Origin of the sequence: Microbacterium sp. NPDC087589, assembly GCF_044743635.1 — a bacterium.
GTDB lineage: Bacteria > Actinomycetota > Actinomycetes > Actinomycetales > Microbacteriaceae > Microbacterium.
In genome coordinates, this window is sequence record NZ_JBIUWV010000002.1 from 126,212 (window position 1) to 143,352 (window position 17,141).

Annotated in this window: 16 protein-coding genes and 1 tRNA gene; 10 read left to right on the top strand and 7 right to left on the bottom strand. The window is 68.6% G+C overall.

Annotated elements, in window-relative coordinates; translation table 11 throughout:
* The first annotated feature begins 12 nt into the window (after positions 1-12).
* Entirely contained in the window at positions 13-303 is a 291-nt protein-coding gene (locus ACIOU8_RS06550) for a DUF4287 domain-containing protein (RefSeq protein WP_400787278.1), read from the top strand.
* Between the two features lie 43 nt (positions 304-346).
* A complete protein-coding gene (locus tag ACIOU8_RS06555) occupies positions 347-1,324 on the top strand; it encodes a 1,4-dihydroxy-2-naphthoate polyprenyltransferase (protein WP_400787281.1) in 978 nt (325 codons plus the stop codon).
* A gap of 25 nt (positions 1,325-1,349) precedes the next feature.
* On the opposite strand, the gene ACIOU8_RS06560 is transcribed toward ACIOU8_RS06555, so the two are convergent.
* Positions 1,350-1,652 carry a DUF4229 domain-containing protein gene (locus ACIOU8_RS06560; protein ID WP_400787283.1) on the bottom strand — a complete coding sequence of 101 codons (303 nt, stop codon included), beginning with the start codon at positions 1,650-1,652 and terminating at the stop codon, positions 1,350-1,352.
* Positions 1,653-1,689: 37 nt separating this feature from the next.
* The gene (locus ACIOU8_RS06565; RefSeq protein WP_400787285.1) at positions 1,690-2,583 is read right to left on the bottom strand and encodes a hypothetical protein; all 894 of its coding nucleotides are present in this window, start codon (positions 2,581-2,583) and stop codon (positions 1,690-1,692) included.
* Between the two features lie 152 nt (positions 2,584-2,735).
* Between ACIOU8_RS06565 and ACIOU8_RS06570 the strand changes: the two genes are divergently transcribed.
* From ACIOU8_RS06570 to ACIOU8_RS06590, 5 genes are all read left to right on the top strand, one after another.
* On the top strand, positions 2,736-3,716 hold the full coding sequence (locus ACIOU8_RS06570) for a glycosyltransferase family 2 protein (RefSeq protein ID WP_400787288.1): 981 nt from the start codon (positions 2,736-2,738) through the stop codon (positions 3,714-3,716).
* Positions 3,713-5,071: a polysialyltransferase family glycosyltransferase gene (locus ACIOU8_RS06575; RefSeq protein WP_400787291.1), complete on the top strand. Its 1,359-nt coding sequence runs from the start codon at positions 3,713-3,715 to the stop codon at positions 5,069-5,071. Before ACIOU8_RS06570 ends, ACIOU8_RS06575 begins: the two co-directional genes overlap by 4 nt.
* A 19-nt stretch (positions 5,072-5,090) precedes the next feature.
* A complete protein-coding gene (locus tag ACIOU8_RS06580) occupies positions 5,091-6,299 on the top strand; it encodes a cytidylyltransferase domain-containing protein (protein WP_400787294.1) in 1,209 nt (402 codons plus the stop codon).
* An 85-nt stretch (positions 6,300-6,384) separates the two neighbouring features.
* The gene (locus tag ACIOU8_RS06585; RefSeq protein ID WP_400787297.1) at positions 6,385-7,257 is read left to right on the top strand and encodes an N-acetylneuraminate synthase family protein; all 873 of its coding nucleotides are present in this window, start codon (positions 6,385-6,387) and stop codon (positions 7,255-7,257) included.
* Entirely contained in the window at positions 7,254-8,690 is a 1,437-nt protein-coding gene (locus ACIOU8_RS06590) for a DUF6716 putative glycosyltransferase (protein ID WP_400787300.1), read from the top strand. Before ACIOU8_RS06585 ends, ACIOU8_RS06590 begins: the two co-directional genes overlap by 4 nt.
* Before the next feature lie 93 nt (positions 8,691-8,783).
* Here the strand turns inward: ACIOU8_RS06590 and ACIOU8_RS06595 are convergent, their stop codons facing one another.
* Positions 8,784-9,719 (bottom strand): hypothetical protein, encoded by a 936-nt coding sequence (locus tag ACIOU8_RS06595; protein ID WP_400787302.1) that lies wholly within the window; start codon positions 9,717-9,719, stop codon positions 8,784-8,786.
* A 136-nt stretch (positions 9,720-9,855) separates the two neighbouring features.
* Here ACIOU8_RS06595 and ACIOU8_RS06600 point away from each other — a divergent pair.
* The 3 genes from ACIOU8_RS06600 (at position 9,856) to ACIOU8_RS06610 (ending at position 11,947) form a co-directional block, all read left to right on the top strand.
* Positions 9,856-9,931 (top strand) — tRNA-Met (locus ACIOU8_RS06600).
* Between the two features lie 227 nt (positions 9,932-10,158).
* Entirely contained in the window at positions 10,159-10,785 is a 627-nt protein-coding gene (locus ACIOU8_RS06605) for a hypothetical protein (RefSeq protein WP_400787304.1), read from the top strand.
* On the top strand, positions 10,778-11,947 hold the full coding sequence (locus ACIOU8_RS06610) for a helix-turn-helix domain-containing protein (RefSeq protein WP_400787307.1): 1,170 nt from the start codon (positions 10,778-10,780) through the stop codon (positions 11,945-11,947). The genes ACIOU8_RS06605 and ACIOU8_RS06610 overlap by 8 nt, the downstream gene beginning before the upstream one ends.
* Before the next feature lie 135 nt (positions 11,948-12,082).
* On the opposite strand, the gene ACIOU8_RS06615 is transcribed toward ACIOU8_RS06610, so the two are convergent.
* The 4 genes from ACIOU8_RS06615 to ACIOU8_RS06630 form a co-directional block, all read right to left on the bottom strand.
* Positions 12,083-12,727, bottom strand: coding sequence for a hypothetical protein (locus tag ACIOU8_RS06615; RefSeq protein ID WP_400787309.1), 645 nt, complete (start codon positions 12,725-12,727; stop codon positions 12,083-12,085).
* A gap of 155 nt (positions 12,728-12,882) precedes the next feature.
* Positions 12,883-14,694 (bottom strand): ABC transporter ATP-binding protein, encoded by a 1,812-nt coding sequence (locus ACIOU8_RS06620; RefSeq protein WP_400787311.1) that lies wholly within the window; start codon positions 14,692-14,694, stop codon positions 12,883-12,885.
* Positions 14,687-16,348: an ABC transporter transmembrane domain-containing protein gene (locus tag ACIOU8_RS06625; protein WP_400787314.1), complete on the bottom strand. Its 1,662-nt coding sequence runs from the start codon at positions 16,346-16,348 to the stop codon at positions 14,687-14,689. The genes ACIOU8_RS06620 and ACIOU8_RS06625 overlap by 8 nt, the downstream gene beginning before the upstream one ends.
* Entirely contained in the window at positions 16,345-17,133 is a 789-nt protein-coding gene (locus ACIOU8_RS06630) for an ABC transporter ATP-binding protein (protein ID WP_400787316.1), read from the bottom strand. The genes ACIOU8_RS06625 and ACIOU8_RS06630 overlap by 4 nt, the downstream gene beginning before the upstream one ends.
* Between the last annotated feature and the right edge of the window lie 8 nt (positions 17,134-17,141).

The following is a 17,141-nucleotide window of genomic DNA, read 5'->3' on the forward strand; positions in this document are numbered from 1 at the left end:
ACAGGAGCATCCATGTCCTTCCAGGCATACCTCGACAAGGTCGAGACCCAGACCGGCCTCACCCCTCGCCAGTTCATCGAACTCGCCAAGGAGCAGGGGTTCGACGAGACCACGAAATCGACCGTCGTGCTCAACTGGCTCAAGCAGGACTACAGCCTCGGGCACGGTCACGCGCAGGCGATGGTGCACGTGATCCTCAAGGGCCCGAAGATCAGCGACAAGCACGTCGGCAAGGGCGGAGCGCACGGCGATGCCTCCGACACGCTCTGGCTCGACGGCAAAGACAGCAACCCCGACCGCTGACCCGCGACGGGAGTCCATCGGCACCCCCAGTAGGATTCCCTGCGTGGCAGCATCCTCGAAGCGCAAGAAGAACCAGACCCGTGTGAGCGGCAATCCCGCGAAGCGGGCGAGCGGCAGCCCGGCGAGCCAGGCCGTCATCGATGCGGGGCCCGTGACCGTAGGCGACTGGATCGGGGCCGCCCGTCTGCGCACCCTGCCGCTCGCCGTCGCCCCGGTCGTCATCGGCACCGGGGCCGCACGCAGCACGGGCCCGGAGTTCCACTGGGTGATCGCCCTGGCGTGCCTCGCGGTCGCCGTGCTGCTGCAGATCGGCGTCAACTTCGCGAACGACTACAGCGACGGCATCCGCGGCACGGACGCCGTGCGCGTGGGGCCGGCTCGTCTGACGGCATCCGGCCGGGTGAAGCCTCGAACCGTGCTCGTCGCGGCGCTCGTGTTCTTCGCGCTCGCCGCGGCGGTCGGCGTCGCGATCGTGATCCGCACCGAGCAGTGGTGGATGCTGGCGATCGGCGCGGCCTGCATCGTCGCCGCGTGGTTCTACACCGGCGGCAAGCGCCCCTACGGCTACAACGCGCTCGGCGAGGTGTTCGTCTTCATCTTCTTCGGGCTCGTCGCGACCCTCGGCACCACGTGGGTGCAGATCTTCGAGCTGCCTCAGCAGGCCTGGCTCGGGGCGATCGCCGCAGGTCTCTTCGCGTGCGCGGTGCTGCTCGCCAACAACCTGCGCGACATCGACCAGGATCGCCTGGTCGGCAAGCGCACCCTGACGGTGCTGATCGGCAAGCGGGCGACCCAGGTGCTCTTCACCCTGTTCGTGATCGCGCCCTTCGGCATCCTGGTGCTCATCGCTCTGCTGTACCCGATCGCCTGGATCGGCCTGCTTGCGCTGCTCGCCGGGCTCCCGGCCGTTCTCATCGTCTGGACCTACCGGCAGGCGAAGGAACTGGTCACGGCCCTGGCCCTGACATCGCTGACCGCGCTGCTCTATGCCGGTGCGTTCTTCTGGGCGCTCGCCGGCTGAGCCGGCGGCGAGCCGGAGGCCCGGGTCAGTCCTCGCGGCGTGTAGGGGTGCTGGCCTCGCCGGCGATCGCCTCGTCTTCGGCATCCGCATCGGCCTGCTCGGCAGAGCTGCGGCCCGAGCGACGCTCGACGATCCGCGCTGAAGCGTCGGTGAGAGGTCGGCGCAGGAACAGCATCGAGATGCTCATGCCGATGAGGGCGGCGAAGATCGCGGCGAGCCACCAGTACTCGCGGAAGATCGGGAAGAAGAACCACATGATCGCGAGCGGCACGAGGAAGGCCAGCAGGCGCAGCACGGTGTAGACGAGGAAAGGTGCACGGTTCTTCACCCGAACAGTCTACGTTCGCCAGCTGAGGCGTCTGCTGTCAGTCGGTGCGTCCGAGCGCCTGAAACGGGATGCCGCGAACGACGCGCTTCCAGGGGTGCTCGCCGAGCGACCACAGCAGCTTCGCGTCGAGGTCGAGGGCGAGGTCCTCGCAGCCGACCGGAAGCGGCATCCGATCGCGCACCAGGGCGCCGAGGCTGCCGGTCCACAGCGCGCCGGGGCGCATGCCGTCGGACTGCGATATGAAGTGACGGTCGCCCCAGCGTGCCGCTCCCTGCATCTGTGTGATGCCGGGCGTGAAGCGGCTCTGTTCGCGGAAGTCGCCGTCGTCGGAGTCGGGCACCGTGAACTCCGCGATCCGCCCCGTGTCGTCCTTCGTGTATTCGCCGATGAGCACTCGCCGCAGGGGCGTGCCGTCGTCGTCGAACACACGACCGAGGTACGAGCAGCGCAGGTCGATCGGATGCACGCGCGTGCGCACCGCCACGAGTGCCGTGGCGCGGAGCCCTCGTCCGCGCGCACCGGCGACGCGTCGTGCCTCGGCGCCTCGCACGCGGCGGATGCCGGCGAGGTCGAACTCCCAGATGCCGCGACCGGTCGCCGCGACGAACAGCCGATCGTCGAACCAGGCGAGGCCGCCGGCGTGGATCGGGGCGGGCTGCAGCTCGCCTCCCTCGTCGACGGCGAGCAGCACATCGAGATGACGAGAGCGCTCGAGGTCGACGAATGCGACGCGGGACGCCAGGTGATGACCGTCGAGCCGCTGGCGGAACCAGCTCACGGCGAGCGTTCGGCGCCCGTGCCACTGTCCGAGATCGATGCCCTGCGGATACCAGCGGCGGGTCCAGGTGCGGGCGCTCAGCCACCGCAGGTCGACCGTGGTGCGGCGCTTCTGGCGCACCGGACGCCAGGTGGTTCCGAACGGCCAGAGCATGCTCCCATCGTGGCCGAACGCCGGGTGAGGTGCGAATCCGGCAGCGGGCAGGGGCGTCGACAGAGATCGTGTCACCGCATGTTCACCCGCCGGCCCCCGATCGGCAAGGAGCGCCTGAGAGCATTCCGAGACCGTCGACCCGGGGGAGTTCTGTGCGCACACCGCTCGTGACCGTCATCCTGCCCGCGAAGGACGCAGGCGCCTACATCGGCACGACGCTCGAGACGCTGACGCGGCAGTTCGACGACCCCGCCTCGCTCAAGCTCGTGGCGATCGACGACGGCTCTCGTGATGACACCGGCACGCTGATGAGGCGATACGCCGAGCGGTTCTCCCACGCCGAGGTCATCGTCAACCCCCGACCGAAGGGGCTCGCGAGCGCCCGCAACCAGGGGCTCGCGCACGTCGAGGGCGACGCGTTCTGCTTCCTCGACGGAGACGACTGGATGCAGCCCCAGCGGCTCTCCGTGCTGGCTCGGCGGCTGAACGAGCTCGACTGCGAATTCCTCCGCACCGACCACGTCACGGTGAAGGCAGGTGTCCGCACCCTCGTTCCGGCGCCGTACCCGTGGCGTGAGGCGGTCGCGTCGCCCCGAGACGCGGTCCTTCCCGACAACGAGCCGACCATGGTCGACTACCCGTTCGCATGGGCCGGGATCCTGCACCGTCGCCTGATCGATCAGGGGCTCGCGGGGTTCACGCCCGGCCTCTTCACCGCCGAGGACCGGCCGTGGATCTGGCGGCTGCACCTGCACGCCCGATCGTTCGCCGTGGTCGACGCCCCGGCGCTGCTCTACCGGCGGGGGGTGTCGACATCGCTCACGCAGGTGCGCGACCGGCGACAGCTCGACTTCGTGCGAGCGATGGGCGAGGTGCTCGACATCGTCGACGCGGATGCCGAGTCCGACCTGTTCGTGCCGAAGGCGGTGTGGAGCGTGATGGCGCTATCCTCCCGTCATCTCGTGCGTTCGAGGAGGATGACCCCGTCGCTGCGCGGAGAGATGCGTGCCGGCATCCGAGGACTCCTCGCGCGTCTGCCCGAGGGCGAGGCATCGGCCGTGCTGGCGCGTCTCGACGGGCCGCGGCGCCGCGTGCTGGCACCGCTGCTGCGCAATCTGGGGCTCGCGGCATGACGCAGCTCTTCGCGGTGCACAGCGCCTATGGGTTGGCCACCGCAGCCGGTGCGCTCGACGGCGGGCTGCTCGGCGACCACGGTGAGCGCATCCTCGTGCCGTTCGTGTCGTCGCGGGTGCCCGAGACATCGGTGAGCATCGCCACCGACCCCGCGCTGGCGAGCCTTCGCGACAGGTTCGATCGCATCGAAGATCTCGACGCGCTGCTCGGCCCCCTGCATCCGAGCTCGTGGAAGCCTCATGCCGCTGACCTGCCGCTGCTGCGCCGACTGCTGATCCGGGCCTGGGGCATCGACTCAGACGACCTCGAACTGCTCGTGCAGAGCCCGCAGGTCGCCCCTGCGCGCACCCTGATGCAGCTGTTCCCCCATGCGCGACTCACGATCATCGGCGACGGGTTGATGACGTACGCGCCCATGCGGGTGCGGATGCCGCACACGGTGACCGCTCGGATCGGTCGGGTCGTGCACGTCGACGTGGTGCCAGGACTGACCCCGTTGGTGGGTTCGCCTACGGCGACGCCCGTGCCGGTCTCGCCCGATCTGTTCCGCGCGGTGCTCGCCGAGACCGCCGCGGCGGTGGACGATACGGCAGAACTCGAGAGCGCTCTCGACGGCGAGTCGACCGTGCTCGTGCTCGGCCAGTACCTGTCGGCCCTCGGCCTCGTCAGCGAGGGCGAGGAGATCGCGCTGCAGAAAGAGATGATCGACCGCGCGGCGAGCCGGCGACCGCAGCACATCGTCTTCAAACCGCACCCCTCGGCCCCGCCCCGGCTGAGCGACGCGCTGCGCGACCGGGCACGGGTGCACGGCATCGACTTCCGCGAGTACCGCGGTGCGCTCGCCGCAGAGGTGCTGGCCGAACGGATCGACGCGACAGCCGTCATCGCCGGGTTCTCGACCGCCCTGCCCACCGTGCAGGCGCTGTTCGGCCGTGAGATCGATGCGGTCGGGGCAGGCACCGTGCTCGCGCGGCTGACTCCGTATGAGAACAGCAACCGTGTGCCGGCGACGATCGTCGATGCGCTCACCCGGGCAGCCTCGTCGTATCGCGAACCCGAGCGCATGCAGCTGCTGATCGACGCTGTCGGCTACGCCATGCAGCCCGTCGTCGCCGGGCACCTCCGCGGTCGCGCCGAGCAGTTGCTCGCCGGCATCCATCCCTCCGATCGGGATCGGTACTTCGCTCCCGAGAGGCTGGCCGAACTGCGGCTCCCCGGGGCGCCGCGTGAAACGGTCGTGCGTCGTGCGCTGCGCCCTGTGGGCGGCATCGGCCGGGTGGAACAGGCGAGACTCACAGTGCTCGCAGCGCGGCGCAGACTCGCACGTGCGTGGCGGGTGCTCAGAGGACGATGACGAGGATGGGGCGAGGGACATGAGCGCAGAACCGAAGAGCGCGGAAGCCGGCAGGGTCGTCGCGATCATCCCGGCGCGGGGCGGATCGAAGGGAGTGCCGCGCAAGAACCTCCGACGCGTCGGCGGTGTGCCGCTCATCGAACGAGCCGTGCGCACCGCGTCGGCGACCGACGGCATCCACCTCGTGGTCGTCTCGACCGATGACGACGAGATCGCCGCGGTGAGTGGGGCGGCCGGGGCGAGAGTCGTGCGGCGCCCGGCTGAGATCTCCGGTGACACGGCCTCGTCGGAGTCCGCGATCCTGCATGCGCTCGACGTGCTCGAGCGAGAAGGCGAGCCGGTCGATGTGGTGGCGTTCCTGCAGGCGACGTCGCCGTTCATCGCGCGCGCCGCGCTGTCGGGTGCGGTGCACGAGGTGCGCGAGCGCAGGGCGGACAGCGTGTTCGCGGCTCACGAGACCTACGGCTTCCTGTGGTCGCGCGGCGACGCAGGGCAGACGCGCGGCGCAGCACAGACGGATGCCGACGCGGCCGTCGCGCTCAACCACGACGCCGCGCATCGTCCTCGGCGTCAGGACCGTGACCCGCACTTCCTCGAGACGGGGGCGTTCTATGTGTTCCGCGCCGACGGCTTCCGTGAGGCGAGGCACCGGTTCTTCGGCCGCATCCGCATCGCAGAGGTGCCGGAGTGGACGGCCATCGAGATCGATGACGAGCAGCAGCTCCGCATCGCCCGTGCGCTCGCAGCCCTTCATGAGAGCCCTGAGCGGGTGCCGGTGCGAGCGATCGTCACCGACTTCGACGGGGTGCACACCGACGACACCGCGACTGTCGACGCCGATGGTGTCGAACGTGTGCGGGTGAGCCGTGAAGACGGCATGGGGGTGTCGCTGCTGCGGCGTGCAGGCATCCCGATGCTCATCCTCTCGACCGAGGTGAACGCGGTCGTGCGGGCTCGGGCGGAGAAACTCCGCGTGCCCGTGCTGCACGGCATCGACGACAAGGAGTCGGCCCTGCGAGGGTGGGCGGAGGAGGTCGGCATTCCCCTCGCCGACATCGCGTATCTCGGCAACGACGTCAACGACCTCCCGGCCCTGCGCATCGTCGGCTGGCCGGTCGCGGTGGCCGACGCGCATCCGCTCGTGCGCGAGGCGGCTCGTGTCGTGCTGAGCCGCACGGGCGGCCACGGGGCCGTCCGAGAGCTGATCGAACGGGTGTTGCCCGCCTGACCGGTGCCGGTAACCGTCAGGCCCCCGGATGTTCACTCCCGGCGCGTACTCAGGGGAGAAGGGCATTTCGACGACCGGAGGAACCATGACTGTCAGCATCGGCTCACGCGTGATCGGCGGCGGCCACCCCGCTTATGTCATCGCGGAGATCGGCCTCAACCACAACGGTGACGTCGACATCGCCAAGCGTCTGATCGACGTCGCAGCGAAGGCGGGTGCCGATGCGGTGAAGTTCCAGAAGCGCACCCCCGAGATCTCGACCCCCGAGCACATGCGCGACGTTCCGCGCGAGACGCCCTGGGGCACGATGAGCTACCTCGACTACCGCCGCCGCGTCGAGTTCGGCCGCGACGAGTACATCGCCATCGGCGACCACGCCACGATGCTCGGACTCGACTGGTTCGCCTCGCCGTGGGACGTGCCCAGTGTCGGGTTCCTCGAAGACCTCAACGTCGTGGCGCACAAGGTCGCCTCGGCCAGCCTCACCGACACCGAGCTGCTCGTCGCGCTGCGCGAGACCGGCAAGCCGATCATCCTCTCGACCGGCATGTCGACGATCGAGCAGATCGACCGCGCGCTCACCACGCTCGGCACCGACCGCGTCGTGCTCATGCATGCCACGTCGACGTACCCGCTCGAGCCCGAAGAGGCCAACCTCCGCGCGATCGCCACGCTGCGCGACCGCTACCCCGGAGTGCCGGTCGGGTACTCGGGCCACGAGCGCGGTCTGCAGATCTCTCTCGCGGCCGTCGCGACCGGCGCCGTCGCGGTCGAACGCCACATCACCCTCGATCGCACGATGTGGGGCTCCGACCACGCGGCCTCCCTCGAGCCCACCGGCCTCGAGCACCTTGTGCGCGACATCCGTGTGATCGAGATGGCTCTGGGCGATGGCGTCAAGCGCGTGTTCGACAGCGAGCGCGCGCCCATGGCGAAGCTGCGTCGCGTCTCGGCATGACCGGACCTGGCATGACCGGATCGGGCATGACCGGATCGGGCATGACCGAATCGGGCGCTCTGCGGGTCGTCGCGATCGCCGACGCCGACTCCTTCGTGAAGTGGTCGGCGTCGGCGATCGGCAGTGTGCCCGGCATCCGTCCGCATCTGCTGCTGGTGCAGACGCCGCTGACCGCGAGCATCGATCAGCAGCGCACGGCGCTGTCCGGCACCGGGATGCTGTCGGGCGACGTCACCCGCATCGGTTTCGCTCAGGCGGCCGCGTGGCTCGCGGGCCAGCGGCCCGACGTCGTCCTGCTCGCCGGACGCGGGCCGTTCGTCCGCCTGATGGGACGTCTGATCGACGCCCTCTCGCACCGCCCCGTGGTCGTCGCGGGACTGCCGGGGATGGCTATCCCCGCCCAGCGCGGTGCGCTGGAGTACCGCCGCCACGCCGACCTGCTCATCGTGCACTCCCATCGCGAGGAGCGCGCGTTCGCCGAACTGGGCCGCCGCATCGGCGTGCAGGTGCCGACGGCGCTGGCCACACTGCCGTTCGCCCGATCTCGATCGCGGATGCTCGCTGCCGACCGGGCGCGCGTGCTCGGGGCCGATGCGGGGCACCCGGCAGGCACCCTCATCGCCGAGCGCCCGGCCGCTCCGAGCGCGGTGCGGATGCCGGCGACCGACATCGTGTTCGCGGCGCAGGCGCTGGTGCCGGTCGGTCGGGACGAACGCGCCGAGATCGCCGCGACCCTCATCAGGGCGGCCGAGGCCGACCCGAACCGTCGAGTCGTCGTCAAGCTCCGCTCGCGTCCGGGGGAGTCCGAGACCCACCTCGAGAGCGATCCGTATCTCGACCTGCTGCCTGCCCGGCGCCCCGACAACCTCGTGGTCTCGTACTCCTCGATGGCTGCCGCGCTCTCGACGGCGGCCGGACTCGTCACCGTCAGCTCGACCGCGGCCGTCGAGGCTGTGGCGCTCGGCGTGCCCGTGATCGCGCTGGATTCGTTCGGCGTGAGCAAGAGCCTGCTCAACACGGTCTTCGTCGGCAGCGGCCTGCTCGGCGGGCGCAACGAGGTCGTGGCCGGTCGATTCCGGCATCCTCACCCCGCCTGGCTGCGCGACAACTACTTCCACCCGACGGCCGAGTCGACCTGGTGGAACCACGTCGAGCAGCTCGTCGCTCTGCGCAGAGCCGGTGCTCTGCCCCCGAAGCTCGTGCCTGCGGCACGAGGCGGAGCGATGCACGAGGCATGGCACCGCGCGAGCGTGCTGGGCTCGAAGGACCGCACGCTCGGCGGCGCTGCTGCTCTTGCGGTGGGAGTGCCTTCGACTGCGCTGCTCGCTGCGCTGCGCCGCGGGCGCTCGTCCGGCGTGGGAGCGACCTGGGATGACGCGACCACCGACTTCACGCTCGAGCCGAACCCGTTCCACGACTCGATCCGGCGCTGATCGGGAACTGTCGCGATCAGTTCCGGTCGCAGTTGGTGCCGTCTCGCTCGCGTCGCGGCGGCACCGACTGCAACCGGAACGACCGTGTACGACTCACGCGGGTAACGGCCCGCGGGCGATGATCGAGGGCGGGTTCGGGTCGTTCCACCGCTGGAAGGTCTGCACCCACCAGAATGTCGCGAACAGGATCAGGGCGATGGCCTCGCCGATGAGCACGACGGGGGTCTCGCCGAAGGTCTGGCGGAAGAGCACCGCCACCACGAGCAGCACGAGGTCGGCGATCAGCAGTCCCGAGATCCAGCGGTAGATCGATCGCTGGCGGGGCGTGGGCGGGGTCTCGCCGGGGTCGAGCGGGCCGCCCGCGTAGAGGATCGGGACTGCGGCGAATACTCCGAAGAACGACAGGGTCACGGCGAAGTGGATGCTGGCCACGGGCCAGAAGTTGAACGGGAAATACTCGTTGAATGCCGGTGCGAAAGCGAGCGCCGTGACCACCGCGGCGGTGACGAGCGCGATCGCCGACACCAGCGCGGCTGACCGGTTCGGGGTGCGCGTGCGGCGGCGGATCACGGCCATCGTGATCACGACGACGACCACGACCACGGCGTACACGGCGATGCCGGCTTTGGCGCTGCCGATGTGCCCCGCCGGGATGCAGTCGGTGGTGACCGGGCACGGGATGTGACCGACCGCGCGCGTGTCGGCGAGCCCGGTCGGGACGATCGCGATGAGCGGTGCGAGAACGGCGCACACGTCGAGCAGAGTCGTCGCTCGGCTGCGACCCGAGAGGGCGAGCAGGACGACGGATGCCGCGATCAGCGCTCCGGCGAAGACATCACGCGCCGGCGTGTAGACCGCATGGCTGATCGAGTGGAGCGGGTTCCAGCCGAACGTGAGCGGCTCCCACAGGACGACGACGCTCTGCAGTGCGACGGCGACGAGCAGTGCGAACACGACCAGCACCAGTGAAAGACGGAGGTAGCGGTGGGTCTTCTGCGGGGTCGTCGCGGGACTGTCTGCGGCTGCCATATCCGCGACGCTACACCGCTCGTCGGACGCCGTCGTGTGACGCGGCGTGACGACCCTTGTCATGCGCGGACTCACTCTGTCAATCCCCGCAACGATCCTGGCCTTCCTGATCACAGCCGGGTAGCGTCATTCCCATCGCGGCGATCCGGGCGGTCCCGGGCCTCAGCTCATACCTGAAGGCGTTGCGGGTTCGACTCCCGCCGTCGCGTCCACCTAGCCCTAGGCGTCTCGAGAATCCCGGGGAGCGCTCCTGCCGTTGCGATGCCGCCTTGAAGCGTGCTCGCCAAAGCCATGACGAGTGATGCGACCCGCCGAGCCCGTGAGTTATGACGGTCCGTTTCTCCAGGCTGAGGCGGGTAGGGCGCCATCCGATTCGAATGTAGGCGCTGCCGTCTGTTTCGACTCGCAGTGTGCTGAAGTGCGTGATAATATAACAACCGTGAGCACACCCGATGAGATCACCCAGCTGCTGGAGTCAGTGCAGCCTGCGAGCGACGCTGTCTTCGATGCCCTTGACGTCGCAGCCCCTGCTTTGGACAGGGCATTCGGCGCCGAAGGCCCACTCGCCTCGATCGAGAAGTACAGCAGCACGCGGACCCACGTCGCGCGAGCACTCGTGCATCGGGAGCTCGAGATTCTTGAGGACGGCACAATGGGAGGTTGGCGTCTCGTTAAGAACCCGGGGCCCAATTGCCCCGTGCGCCTCGCCAACGGTTCGCACTCGATTCGAGTCCTCCACACGTGGGCGCCGGAAGTGGTTCCCCCGAGTGGCCGCAACCCCACTCGCGTGAGCTACTACAGCAACTCTCTCCTCGAGCTCGATCCGAACGTGCTCTTCGCTGCGCACAACTTTCTGCTCCTGTGGGAGCGTCAGGGTGAAGAATTCAAGCTGCGTCTCGTGCACACGCTAGGGTCTGTTCGCCTCAACCGCAACGCGCCCCTCGATCTCAACGTTTATCTCGAGCGAGGCGTTTCCTTCGCAGACATGAAGTTCGAGCAGCGGGACGAAGAACTCGAGTACTTCGGCCAGGAGGCAGAGGAGGAGGACGAGGTCGAGAATGGCTGACGGCACGCGCATCCGTGATGGGCGGGTACTTATGAACGTCACCCAGGCAGACCTGGCGGCTGCATCCAACATGCAGCAGCCGCTGATCTCCATGCTCGAGCGTGGCGATCGACCCGCCTCTCCCGAGCAGATCGAGACCATCGCGTCGGCACTCGGCCTCCCCTCCGCTTTCTTCGATTTTCGGCCTCAGGCAGGGCCAGGGGCAGCGCCAGAGTTCCGACGTATGAAAACGGCGAAGAGCAGAGACACGGAGCAGGCCCGCCAGCTGTTCAAGGAAGCATTCAGAATCTCTGAGCACCTACTCAACGGGTCCCGCTACCCCCGTCCGTCCCTCCCTGTCGTTGAAGACAGTGACACCGAACTCGCTATCGACCGCATCGAGGAGATCGCTCAAGAGGTCCGAGCCCTCTGGGCGTTGGACAGCACGTCACCCATCAATCATCTCGTTCGCACTATGGAGCGCCGCGGCATTGTGGTCTGTCCCCTCGTGCTGCCCAGCGAAGACGAGCCGCTCTACGGAGAGGGCAAATCTCAGCACTTCGGAGCATCGTTCTGGCTGGGTGTCGGTGAAACGGCAGTCGTGTCACTGTTCCCAGGCTCGTCTGGTGACCGCGATCGATTCACTGCCGCTCACGAGGCCGGCCACATGGTGCTGCACACCTTCCGATCCTGGGTAGATCCGGACGTGAAAGAACGCGAGGCGAACCTATTCGCAGGCGCCTTGCTTGCACCCGAGCGAGCGATCGCCAGCGCGTTCAGCGAAGCCATGACGCTCAAGAACCTCGCGCAACTCAAAGCGAAATGGGGCATGTCGATGCAGGCGCTTGTCATGCGCGGACGCCAGCTTGGCCTGATTTCCCCTGATCGCTCGCAGGCACTCTTCCGACAGATCTCGGCCCGTGGCTGGCGGAAGAACGAGCCCGTCGCGGTCCCGCACGAAGCCCCGAAGCTTATGCGCAAGCTGATCGAGATGAAGTACGGTCCGAGCCCCTTCGCGGACGGCAGGATCGTCGCCGACCTCGGGCTCCCTCCGGCCATTCTGCGGTCCCTGGCCCCCGACGCCCTCGGAGCTCCGGAGTCCCCGCGCGACAATGTGACACACATCGACTTTCGGGCTGCCCGTACCAAGGGCAACGGCAGTACAGAGCGACTTCGGATGTGACCACGCGGTCTGCAGATCTAGTAGTAACAACGGAGGCACCTGCCTCGGCCGCGGCTTGAGATGAGAGCCCGGTTGAGCGGCCCGGACGGGGCATCTCCGTCTTCTCCGCTCATCGTGGTTGGGTAGCAAGTGTCCTCAGACCGACATTGCGCGTGAGTACGGCTCGGGGCTGGGCGGCAGATTCTCGTCGTTCCCGGACTCAATCAGTTCGCGGCGGCGGTCTACAACATCGAGGCTCGTCAGGGTCTCTTCTGCAGTCCGCTTCTGCGCTCTCCAGGCGACGAGCACGCGCCGAATGGCGTAGTACTCGGGGCGTTGCTTTTCGTAGTCTTCGAGGAAGTTGAGTTCATACAACACCTGTCGGGTGCGCTCAGCAACCAGCCGGTCCTCTCCTGTCGTGAGGACGACCAACATCTCGACCGCGGTGTCGATGCCCTCGCGCGCCGGGACTCCGGGATGCGAATAGCCGGTCGCAGGGCCTCCAACCGCGAGCCGCTTCATCTCCGCCTGACTCCAATTACTCATGTACTGGAGGAATCCCTGGTATGCGTGTGAGTAGGCCTGCACCTCGCGGATGAGCTCCGCCACTGCGACATCTACTTCAGAGCGGTTTCGGCGTTTCCGCTCATGTCGATACAACGCGATGCTGACGAGGCCGGCGACGGCCGCACCGACGAGAGTCGCCAATAGGGTTGGCCAGAAGCTGCTCCATTCGGATCCCTGAAGCGCCCGAGCGATTTCGTCGAGCTTGCAAGCAATTGGATCCGCGGCGCAGTTCATAGGCCGCACTCTATCGGCGACCAGACAGCGCATTAGGAGTCAGGTGGCCGAACGCAGGCCCAATCAGATGCCACAATTCGACCACATCTCATCCGTATTTGATGTCGTCCGTTGCGTATCCTCGTCATTCAGAGCTGCCGAGAAATCGCGGATCTCTAGCCCTTCCTTACCTTGGGTGCGCCGCGTTGCGGGTTCGACTCCCGCCGTCGCGTCCACTCTCTTCCCGTCGGGGACGCCTCTTGCGCCAGCCAGAAGCTGCGATAGAGCCCGTCGGCCACGAGCAGCTCATCGTGGGTTCCGCGCTGGACCGCACGACCGTCGGCGAAGACGACGATCTGCTCGGCGGTCGACACCGGTTCGAGGCGATGCGCGATCAGCACGGTCGTGCGATCCCGGCGCAGCACTCTGATCGCCTCTTCGACGGCGTCACGATGGTGCAGTCCGACATCGGCCGTCGCCTCGTCGAGGATCACCACGGCAGGGTCGGCGAGCAGCGCACGCGCGATCGCCAGCTGCTGGATGCGTCCCTCATCGAGAGCGGCACCCCCGTCGGGGGATGTCAGCGACGCCACCGCCCACTCGGCTCCGACCGCCGCCAGCACGGTGACCACCTCATCGTGGCTCGCATCGGGCGCGACGAGGCGCAGATTGTCGGCGATCGTGCCGCGGAACTGATGCAGCTCCTGCGACACGTAGTACGGAGTCGTCGCCTGAGGCTCGAAGCGCACACGGCCGGAGGTCGGCGGGTGGTGTCCGGCGATGACCCGGGCGAGCGTGCTCTTGCCCGAACCCGACGATCCGACGAGCGCGGTCGTCGTGCCCGGTTCGATGCGCAGCGTGAGGCCGGTGATGCCTCGCCCCGTCGTCGGGTAGCGGTAGTCGACATCGCGCAGGTCGACGCCCACGGGCGCCGCTGGACTCTTCGGGTCCGGCGAGCGCGTCGCCTCGGTCGCAGTGGCGGTCGCCGCCCCCGCCGGCGCCAGGTCGATCACACCGACGAGCCGCGCGAGCCCGATGGCCGCGCGCTGGATGTCGTCGAGACCGAAGATGAGCTGGCCGACCGGATCGAACAGCCGATGGAACAGCAGCGCGGCCGTCGTCACCATTCCGACGGTGATCGCGCCGCTCGCCTGCAGCACGAACCCGGTGGCGAGGATCGCACCCAGACCGACCAGCTCGCCGCCGTTGATCCAGCGGAACAGACGATTGCGCACGCGGACGCCCTCGATCTGCATCCGGATCGAGTCCTCAGCCCGCGTGCTGACCCGCGTCAGAGCGTGGTCCTGCTCGTTGAGGGCGGTGAGGGTCTCGATGCCCTCCACGGCTTCGAGCACGGCCTGGCTGCGCGCGGCCTCGCGCACCCGAACCTCGCGGAACACCACGCGCGAGCGCCGAAGGAAAGCGCGGGTGCCGAGCAGGTAGAACGGCGCGCTCGCGATACCCGCGAGGGCGAGCCACGGGTCGAGGGCGGTCAGCGCGACCAGGGAGACGCCGATGGCGAAGCCCGCCGACAGCAGCACAGGCACGACATCACCGCCTGCTTCGGCCACCGCGTCGACGTCCCCGGTGACCCGGGAGAGCAGATCGGCGGTCTCGCCGTCGTCGACCGCGCTCACCGGCAGGCGCATCGCCGACGCGAACACGTCTTCGCGCAGATCGGCCAGCACATCCTGCACCAGCCCGCTCAGCACGCGCGCCGCCCACAGCATCACCAGCGCGGCGGCGATCGCTCCGGCTCCCGCGCCGACCACCCAGCCGACGATGACCGCGATGCCCGCGTCGGCCGACACGGCGTCGACGATCCGGCCGAGGCACGCCGGCAGCACCACTCCCAGAGCGGATGCCACGAGGAAGAGCACCGCTGTGCCCAGCGATCGCCGCCGGTGGCGGCGCAGCAGCATCCTGATGACGGCGAGCACCCTGGCGCCGGTCGCGATCGGCAGCAGCGGGGTCGGCGTGTCAGTCATGGCGGGTTTCCGATCCTTCATCCGAGAGGTCGACGACCCGGTCGCACGCGGCGAGCAGAGTCGGCGAGGTGCTGATCACGATGGTCGTCCGGTCGAGTCCCGAGAGAGCTCGAGCGATGTGCGCCTCGGTGATCGCGTCGACGGCTGAGGTCGGCTCGTCGAACACGACGACCGCGGCGTCGGTGTGCAGTGCCCGTGCGATCCCGATGCGCTGACGCTGTCCGCCCGAGAGTCGTCTGCCCGACTCCCCGACCTGCGCGTGCCACCCGCCGACCTCGGCGACCGTGTCGTGCAGCGCTGCCGCCTCGATGAGCTCGGGATGCGGATCGTCGGCGTCTCCGTGTCCGCGCACGGCCTCACGCAGCGTGCCGCTCACGATCGTGTGGCGGTGCGGCAGTGCGACGACGCGTCGGCGGTAGTCCGCGGCATCCAGGTCTCTCAGGTCGCGCAGAGTGCCGTCGACCGAGACCGAGACCCGGCCTCGCTCAGTCGGGGTCCGCAGGCCGAGCAGGCGCGAGAGAGCACGCGCACCGTCGCTGTCGGAGGGGCGGATGCCGAGCAGTTCGCCCGTGCGCACCTCGATGCGCTCGGCACCTTCGGGGCCGAGGCGGAAGGCCAGTGCGACACCGTTCGCGGCGTGGGTCACGACCTCGCGCTCGCGGTCGAGCGGTGGCGTCGCTCGCGGTGCGTCGAGCAGGTCATCGGCGTTGATCGTGTCGGCGAGGCGTTTCGCCGAGGCGAGCTTGTGGATCCAGTTCGACGGGAAAGACCCGGCGTGGGCGAGGGATCCGCTGAGGAACTGCGCGAGGCCGAGCACGGTCACCAGCTCGCCGATGCTGATCTGGCCTTCGGCGGCGAACCAGGCCGACAGCCCTGCCAGCGCAGTGGTGGCCACCGCGGCGAGCAGAGAGCTCACCGCCTCGTAGGAGGCGAGCGATCGTCCGGCGGCCGTCGCAGCGATGCGACTCGCATCGCTGGCCACCACATATCGCCGCACCGCCTCTTCGCGTGCGCCGATGCCGACGAGCACGCGGAACCCCGACATGAAGTCGGCGGCGACGGCGCCGGCCTCGGTTGCCGCATGCTGTTCCACCGATCCCCGACGCTCGAGCGGGCGGGAGACCATCCGCATCACCCACATCATCGCGACAGTCGACGTGAACACGACGAGCGTCGCCATCGGTGAGATCACCAGCATCGCGAGCGCCGCTGCGACGATCGCCGCGATGGTCGCGCACTGCTGAGCGACCGACCACGCGACCCCGGCGACGCGATACGTGTCGGACGTCACGAAGGTCAGCGCCTCTCCGGGGGTCACGGCTCGTCGGGAAAGGCGGGGGCGCAGCATCCGAGAGAGTGTGAGGTGACGCAGCGCCTGCTCGCCGTATCCGTAGACGCCGACCATCAGTCGCGAGGCACCCTGGTAGCTCGCCGTCAGCACGACGAACGTCCCGACGAGCACACCGAGCCAGAGTGCGAGCGCCAGAGGATCGGAGGGAAGCACGGCGCGGTCGATCGTGGCGCCGATGAGCACAGGGATCGTGGCCTCGGCGAGCGAGTGGAGCACGAGCAGCGTCGTCGCTGCGGTCAGGGTGAGCCCCCGACCCTGCGAGGTCAGAGCGATCGCGAAGAGTCTTCGGGGAGTCATGGTCATGGCGTCCTCCGTCCGAGCGGCAGCACGAGCGGTGTTCCGGCGACCGGGTCGGTGATCACCCGGCAGGCCAGGTCGTACACGGCCTCGACGAGTTCGGCGGTGATGATCTCGCTCGGGTCGCCCTGAGCCACGATCTCGCCGTCGCGCATCGCGACGAGATGCGTCGCATAGCGCGCGGCGTGGTTGAGGTCGTGCAGCACCGCGACCAGGGTCGTTCCGCTGCGGTGCAGGTCGGCGAACAGCTCCATCAGGTCGATCTGGTGCGCGATGTCGAGGAAGGTCGTCGGCTCATCGAGCAGCAGGTGCTTCGTCTGCTGCGCGAGGGCCATCGCGACCCAGACCCGCTGGCGCTGACCACCGGAGAGTTCGTCGACGAGTCGGCGTGAGAGGTCGCTGACCCCGGTCGCCGCCATCGCCTCCGACACCGCGTGCTCGTCGGCGCTGCTCCAGGTGCGCAGAGCGCTCTGATGGGGGAACCGGCCACGCCCCACGAGGTCGGCGACCGTGATGCCGTCGGGCGCGATCGACGATTGGGGGAGGAGCCCGAGCCTGCGCGCGGCCTCCTTCGGCTTGAGGGTGCGCAGCTCGGCCCCGTCGAGCAGCACGGTGCCGGTGGTCGGGCGCAGCAGCCGCGCGAATCCGCGCAGGAGAGTCGACTTTCCGCATGCGTTCGGACCGATGATGATCGTGAACGAGTCGTCCGGAACCTGCAGCGACAGCCCCGAGACGACGGGGGTGTCTCCATAGCCCAGGGTGAGATCGCGGGCGAGCAGCGAGGTGGTCATCAGGGTTC

Coding starts and splice junctions, on each gene's coding strand:
- ACIOU8_RS06610 (WP_400787307.1), top strand. CDS start 10,778: ATGGCTGACGGCACGCGCATCCGTGATGGGCGGGTACTTATGAACGTC.
- ACIOU8_RS06580 (WP_400787294.1), top strand. CDS start 5,091: ATGAGCGCAGAACCGAAGAGCGCGGAAGCCGGCAGGGTCGTCGCGATC.
- ACIOU8_RS06550 (WP_400787278.1), top strand. CDS start 13: ATGTCCTTCCAGGCATACCTCGACAAGGTCGAGACCCAGACCGGCCTC.
- ACIOU8_RS06620 (WP_400787311.1), bottom strand. CDS start 14,694: ATGACTGACACGCCGACCCCGCTGCTGCCGATCGCGACCGGCGCCAGG.
- ACIOU8_RS06590 (WP_400787300.1), top strand. CDS start 7,254: ATGACCGGACCTGGCATGACCGGATCGGGCATGACCGGATCGGGCATG.
- ACIOU8_RS06565 (WP_400787285.1), bottom strand. CDS start 2,583: ATGCTCTGGCCGTTCGGAACCACCTGGCGTCCGGTGCGCCAGAAGCGC.
- ACIOU8_RS06615 (WP_400787309.1), bottom strand. CDS start 12,727: ATGAACTGCGCCGCGGATCCAATTGCTTGCAAGCTCGACGAAATCGCT.
- ACIOU8_RS06595 (WP_400787302.1), bottom strand. CDS start 9,719: ATGGCAGCCGCAGACAGTCCCGCGACGACCCCGCAGAAGACCCACCGC.
- ACIOU8_RS06575 (WP_400787291.1), top strand. CDS start 3,713: ATGACGCAGCTCTTCGCGGTGCACAGCGCCTATGGGTTGGCCACCGCA.
- ACIOU8_RS06585 (WP_400787297.1), top strand. CDS start 6,385: ATGACTGTCAGCATCGGCTCACGCGTGATCGGCGGCGGCCACCCCGCT.
- ACIOU8_RS06630 (WP_400787316.1), bottom strand. CDS start 17,133: ATGACCACCTCGCTGCTCGCCCGCGATCTCACCCTGGGCTATGGAGAC.
- ACIOU8_RS06625 (WP_400787314.1), bottom strand. CDS start 16,348: ATGACCATGACTCCCCGAAGACTCTTCGCGATCGCTCTGACCTCGCAG.